Source organism: uncultured Succiniclasticum sp. (assembly GCF_902793885.1).
Classification (GTDB): Bacteria; Bacillota; Negativicutes; order Acidaminococcales; family Acidaminococcaceae; genus Succiniclasticum.
The window spans coordinates 1-5,684 of sequence record NZ_CADBFF010000048.1; the positions used below are offsets into that span (position 1 = coordinate 1).

Sequence of the window (5,684 nt, forward strand, 5' to 3'; positions counted from 1 at the left end):
TGCTTTAGCTGCCAAACGGAATCTGCGGTTGCCACAGCGTCGAAGCGCTGTGAAATAATATTTAATTATTTTACTGTCTACTTGACGGGGAGCGGTTCACTTCAACATCCACGGCTGTTTTTTAATACGTCAAATCCCAGTTATGCTCAGTAAAGATTAGTATGATATAATATAATATAAAAGTAGTTTTCATCAGCATAGGTTTTAATATGGAAAGCGTTTTTTAAATAGTTGGCTCGAAGTAGAGGACAGAAATCATGTTGAACATAACTAAAAACCAAGCGGCTGACAGGCATCGTTTAGTGTGGAAAAATGTATTTGTGTTTTTGGTTTTCCTTGCCGTAACTGTTTTTTGCGGAGGAGAACCTGGAGTATTTGCATCAGCGGCCCCCATTGCGGACAACGGGTTTCAATATGTGCATAACCCGCTGGAAAATTACAAAGTGGTGCGTGACGTGGATGTAGCTCCGGAAACAATTTACGGATTTAAGCCGAATTCAACGGGAACGCTCAAAGCTTTTGCCACTTACGATTTTACCAGCGCAATGAAAGTATCGGAATGGAAGGCGGAAAGAACGCGTTACCATGAAGGCGTAACGGACAGGCTCAACGCCCTGATGCTGGCAGATATGCCGCTTGAGCAGAAAGCACGGGCGGCTGCGGCCGTGAGGAACGAGGCCCGGATTAACTCGTATGTGGACGCAAACGGTAACATTACGGACCGGAACGGTTACGATAATGCGGTGGCCCGCGCGAAGAAGTACACCTACGAATATCTGGTCGGGCGAGGCAATAGCGATGCCGAGATAATCGAAAGTGCCTATGATACCAATCAGGGAATGGATGCATGCCTGGGTCTTTACGACACCTATTTTTCAAGCACGATTCGCCCTATCGAGCGCAGTCTGATGGGTGTGATGAACGAGCAGGAAACACAGGGCTACAATGCTGCGGGAAGGATTTTCCTGGCGGCGGACAATGACCGCAGGCAGGAATTTGCAACGCTTTATTCTTTGGACGTCAGCCTTGCGAAACGGGCCTTTTCTGACATCGCCTCCAATGCATCCGCCAAAAACATGGCGGCGGTGCAGCGCAGTAATGTGACGCGGCATCTTTTGTCCGCGCGGCTGAACGAAGCTTTCATGAGTAAAGAAGCGAAAATAAAAATACCGGTGCAGCATCTGAACGAAAGCAATGACGACGGCATGGAAGTTACAACGAAAAAGGTAGAACCCGCCACCAACGACATCTGGTTGAAGTTCGGTAAGAACTGGGGTGATGTGCGGGGTGATACGGACTACCATAGCAGTACCATCCTGTTAGGTTGGGACAAACAGGTAGCGTCCAATTGGAGGGCCGGTGTGTTTGCCGGTTATGGGCAGACGAGCTTTTCTGATGACAGTTCCAGCAACAGATTAAAGGACACCCGCTTCGGTCTGTACGCAGGCTTCAACAAAGCAAAGAGCGAAGGCATGGTGTACCTGGACTACGGCTGGATGCGTAACAAATTACGCAGAGGCGTTATAGACATGACCGCCAGCGCGGATTACCACAGCCGCATATTGGAATTAGGCGGCGAATACCTGTACGATCTGCAGGCAGGGCAAAACAAAGCCTGGCATGTGCGTCCTTACGTGAACGCCCAGCTGTCCCGGCTGTGGCAGAACGGCTACAGCGAAGACGGCGCCGGTGTGTTCAATCAGGTCGTTAACAGCAAACACAATGACTATTTCGGCATGGGACTTGGTGTAGAATTTAAACGCTATCTGGCCGGGGGCAGCTACGCTGTCCGTGCCGGAGTGAAGCATGCTTTCGCGGGAGCGGAGCCGAAACTGCGCTACAGTTACATGGGCGATGCGGCCAACACGTATGATATGCGCAATGTGCAGGATAAGACGCATTTCGTTTTATCCATCGGCGGCGAGGTGGAAGTGGCCAAAGGCTGGATCGTGGGCGGCGACGTAACCTGGCAGCGCGGTCATCACGATAAGGATTTGTCTTGCAGCGTAATGGTAAAGAGAATGTGGTAAATAAAACAGGATACTGAATACTATGACAGGGAGGAAAATTCATGTTTACTGGGAAAATTTTTAGAATACTGGTGTTGGCGGCAGCATTTTTTGCAGCAGGTTCCCTGTATTTTCCGGGAGTTTCCCTGGCTGCGGATGTGTGGTGCTGTTCCCGGGACGGACGCTCGTTCTATCTGGATTCGGAAAGCATAAACGCGGAAACTCTCCCCAGAGAAATGGATTACCGGGCATCGGTAAAAGTTGTTCGTGAAAGCGACGGTTCCCTGGAGAAAACTGTCGTTTACGGTTTCGAGTCGCAAAACGATGTGCTTGTGGGCGCCATTTACGACGAAGCTGCCGGGCTCTGGAAATTTCCGGAATACAAAAGCGAAAAGCCCGTGCTGACATCTGTTTGGAAAACGATGAAGCCTTATATGAAGCAAAAACGTATCTCTTACAGTGATTCCTGGATTTGGAAGTAAAAGGGCTGTCCTTGCTGATTCCAATACGAAATGCAGGTAAACGGTATGGGATAAAATAGGAAACCGGTACCGCATCCGGAGGAAACGTTGAAAGAATTGAAGTTGAGACATATTTGCGTTTTTCTAACAGCCGTGGAATTTCTGCGGCTGTTTTGTTATAACTAAGTAAATCAAAATTAATCGCACAAATCGTTGTTTAGCTCAACAAATGTTGCTTATTTTTCGCGTTTCGTTTATAATAAATAACATAAATGGATACCCGTTGAATTTTTATTAAAAAGGGGGGTATAGTATGCCAATCAACAAAAACGAAATCACAAAAGAAATGATTGAAAAAGCCATGCAGTGCAAAACTGCCGATGAACTGATTGAGCTGGCAAAGACCGGCGGTTATGAGCTGACAAAAGAGGAAGCGGAAACGTATCTGGCGGAACTGGCCGACTATGAACTGGACAGCAGTGAAATGAAGAATATAGCCGGTGGTAAGTGTTATATGAGAACTGACCTGGACGATTGGTTTTGCCCAGATAGAAAAGGCTGCTCCATTTATTGATAAGAACGGGAATCCATATTTGGAAGTACATCATGTAATTTGGCTCTCACGCGGTGATAAAAGGTGGAGCCGGCGGAAGCGTCTATGGTTACGAAAACAACAATTTATTACAGTAACCTATTCAACAGCCGTGGATCACTTCAACATCTACGGCTGTTTTTTTTAATACGTCAAATCCCAGTTTTACACAGTAAATGATTCAACAGGCGTGGAAGTTCAGCATCTACGGCTGTTGTTTTAGTATGGAAAATCCCAGTTTTGCTCAGTAAAGATTGTATGATATAATTAAAAAAAATATTCCCATCAGCGTCAATTTTGATGAACCTGTTTTGTATATATAAGTAAAGGCAGTTACCATTTAACATAAAGGAGGATCCTGTTATGCCAATCAACAAAAACGAAATCACGAAAGAAATGCTTGCAAAAGCGATGCAATGTCGTACTACTGAAGAACTGATGGCTTTAGCCAAATCGGAAGGTATTGAAGTGACAAAAGAGGAGGCTGAAGCCTATTTGGCCGAGATGGACGATTTTGAGTTGGAAGAAGAAGCGCTGAAAAAGGTCGCGGGCGGCTATAATGTTTGCGAAAATTATGGGAAAGCTTGTCCTGGTTATATAAATGTAGGTTAAATTGTCCTGATTATATTTTTTAATTTGTTCAAAAATAGAGAATTAAATTAGTTCCTGTTTTCCAGACAGCCGTGGAACTTCAGCATCCACGGCTGTTGTTTTAGTATGGTAAACCTCAGTTTTGCTCAACAACCGTAGATTTTTCTGCGGCTGTTTTGTTATAATGATGGCAGTGATACAAATCGTGATTTGTGAGGATGCAAACGCTGGGGTTAATGACATGAAGAAGACTGATCTTGCACAGAAAATACTTGCTGATGTCGGGAGTTTAACGAATACTCCTGTAAATGACTTTAATAAAACGAAAAGAAGAAAGAGTAATAATGAATACGCAAAAAACTATTACAAAAACTGTAACAGAGGACATGCTTGCTGTTTCCGTCGGAAGTGGGACGCTGCAAGTATTGGGGACGCCTGTATTGGCACAGCTTTATGAGAGTGCTGCTATGCAACTGGCGGCTGAATATTGTGATTCCGGATTCACGACCGTAGGGTGCTTTCTATCTTTGAGCCATGACGCCCCAACGCCGTTAGGTATGGAAATTAAAGTTACGGCCATATTGGCAAAACATGAAAAACGATTCTTTGAATTTCAGCTTGAAGCAAGCGATGAAACCGGGATTATCTCCAAAGGTTCGCATACCCGTGTTGCGGTTGAATCGAAAAAGTTTCAACATAAAGCAGATGATAAATTGAACGCGGCTGTAAACAGACACCTGGAGCAATACTCTTGAGCTGAAATTCTCCAAGTTATATGTAACAGAAAGTTACGGAGGAACTATCGTGGAACGACCTGTCCCAAAACCTAACGAAGTGTACCGTCATTTTAAAGGAAAACTGTACCTTATCATCACCATAGCCAATCATTCTGAGACCGGGGAGCCTCATGTCGTTTATAAGCATCTATATGGTGATTATTCCGACTGCGTACGTCCGCTGGATATGTTTATGAGCGAAGTGGATTACAAAAAATATCCGGACGTACAACAGAAATGGCGCTTTGAAAAAGTTGATCTGAGTAATAATGGATGAGGAGCAATATCATGCAGGATGATGAAAGCAGGGTACATGAGACGGTAAATGCATATATTACTAAAACGTATTAAGAGTTTGATTATGTCAATTACATTTATAGGTGTTGTTGTACATCAGCATCCACGGCTGTTTTGTTTTATTATGGAAAATCCCAGTTTTGCTCAGCAACGATGAGTATGATATAATTAAAAATAATTTCCAACAGCGTCAATTTTGATGAATCTATTTTGTATATATAATAATAAAAGATACTTAAAAATTAACTAATACGAGGAGAATTCTACTATGCCGATTAACAAAGACGAACTGACAAAAGAACTGGTTGAGAAAGCTGTTCAGTGTAAGGATGTTACTGCACTCATCACATTAGCGAAAGCCGAAGGTATTGACCTTACGCAGGAGGAAGCAGAGGCGTATATGTCAGAGATAGATGACCTGGAGTTGGACAGCACACAACTGAGAAGTGTGGCTGGTGGTGTTTGTTATAAAGATTGTGTACATGTCAATAAGTATGGTTCGTAATTGGTACAGGTATGCATAGCGAGATTAACATATAAGGAGGCTTCCACTATGCCAATTAACAAAAACGAAATCACAAAAGAAATGTTAGAAAAAGCGATGCAGTGTAAGACTGCGGAAGAGCTGATGGCTTTCGCAAAGGCTGAAGGTATTGAACTGTCTATAGAAGAAGCCGAAGCGTACCTGTCGGAACTCGAGGACTTCGAGTTAGACGGCGAGCATCTGAAGACGGTAGCCGGAGGAGCCCAGTTAAACTGCTGGGGGCTTGGGTCATGCCCTAAAGAGGGACCGCAGACATTGCAAGGCGCTAAATAAAACCCTAATTTTGCAAAGTAACCTATTCAACAGCCGTGGAACTTCCACGGCTGTTTTGTTATAGTACTATAATAAATAAGCAAAAATAAAAGACCACAATGCGTTAGCATTGCGGCCAGTAAACATAATTTTACTCAGATT

Annotated in this window: 8 protein-coding genes; all 8 read left to right on the top strand. The window is 44.1% G+C overall.

Translation table 11 applies throughout. The annotated features are described in order from the left end of the window. The first annotated feature begins 257 nt into the window (after positions 1 to 257). The 8 genes from QZV31_RS12755 to QZV31_RS12790 all read left to right on the top strand — a co-directional run bounded on the left by QZV31_RS12755 (position 258) and on the right by QZV31_RS12790 (position 5,543). Positions 258 to 2,030 carry an autotransporter outer membrane beta-barrel domain-containing protein gene (locus tag QZV31_RS12755; protein ID WP_295361355.1) on the top strand — a complete coding sequence of 591 codons (1,773 nt, stop codon included), beginning with the start codon at positions 258 to 260 and terminating at the stop codon, positions 2,028 to 2,030. 41 nt (positions 2,031 to 2,071) lie between these two features. Beyond that, entirely contained in the window at positions 2,072 to 2,491 is a 420-nt protein-coding gene (locus tag QZV31_RS12760) for a hypothetical protein (RefSeq protein WP_295361358.1), read from the top strand. A gap of 292 nt (positions 2,492 to 2,783) precedes the next feature. Next, complete coding sequence (locus tag QZV31_RS12765) at positions 2,784 to 3,044, top strand: Nif11-like leader peptide family RiPP precursor (protein ID WP_295361361.1); 261 nt, start codon at positions 2,784 to 2,786, stop codon at positions 3,042 to 3,044. Positions 3,045 to 3,425: 381 nt separating this feature from the next. Further along, positions 3,426 to 3,674, top strand: a complete 249-nt coding sequence (locus QZV31_RS12770) for a Nif11-like leader peptide family RiPP precursor (protein WP_295361364.1) — start codon at positions 3,426 to 3,428, stop codon at positions 3,672 to 3,674. Between the two features lie 323 nt (positions 3,675 to 3,997). After that, entirely contained in the window at positions 3,998 to 4,408 is a 411-nt protein-coding gene (locus QZV31_RS12775) for a dihydrolipoamide acyltransferase (protein WP_295361366.1), read from the top strand. 49 nt (positions 4,409 to 4,457) lie between these two features. Beyond that, the gene (locus QZV31_RS12780; protein WP_295361368.1) at positions 4,458 to 4,706 is read left to right on the top strand and encodes a DUF1653 domain-containing protein; all 249 of its coding nucleotides are present in this window, start codon (positions 4,458 to 4,460) and stop codon (positions 4,704 to 4,706) included. 288 nt (positions 4,707 to 4,994) lie between these two features. Next, positions 4,995 to 5,231 (top strand): hypothetical protein, encoded by a 237-nt coding sequence (locus QZV31_RS12785; RefSeq protein ID WP_295361371.1) that lies wholly within the window; start codon positions 4,995 to 4,997, stop codon positions 5,229 to 5,231. Between the two features lie 48 nt (positions 5,232 to 5,279). Further along, a complete protein-coding gene (locus QZV31_RS12790; protein WP_295361373.1) occupies positions 5,280 to 5,543 on the top strand; it encodes a hypothetical protein in 264 nt (87 codons plus the stop codon). The last annotated feature ends 141 nt before the right edge of the window (positions 5,544 to 5,684 follow it).

What these genes read in the sequence shown, in the direction of transcription:
- QZV31_RS12790 (WP_295361373.1), top strand. Translation starts at nt 5,280, where the DNA reads ATGCCAATTAACAAAAACGAAATCACAAAAGAAATGTTAGAAAAAGCG.
- QZV31_RS12755 (WP_295361355.1), top strand. Translation starts at nt 258, where the DNA reads ATGTTGAACATAACTAAAAACCAAGCGGCTGACAGGCATCGTTTAGTG.
- QZV31_RS12770 (WP_295361364.1), top strand. Translation starts at nt 3,426, where the DNA reads ATGCCAATCAACAAAAACGAAATCACGAAAGAAATGCTTGCAAAAGCG.
- QZV31_RS12765 (WP_295361361.1), top strand. Translation starts at nt 2,784, where the DNA reads ATGCCAATCAACAAAAACGAAATCACAAAAGAAATGATTGAAAAAGCC.
- QZV31_RS12760 (WP_295361358.1), top strand. Translation starts at nt 2,072, where the DNA reads ATGTTTACTGGGAAAATTTTTAGAATACTGGTGTTGGCGGCAGCATTT.
- QZV31_RS12785 (WP_295361371.1), top strand. Translation starts at nt 4,995, where the DNA reads ATGCCGATTAACAAAGACGAACTGACAAAAGAACTGGTTGAGAAAGCT.
- QZV31_RS12775 (WP_295361366.1), top strand. Translation starts at nt 3,998, where the DNA reads ATGAATACGCAAAAAACTATTACAAAAACTGTAACAGAGGACATGCTT.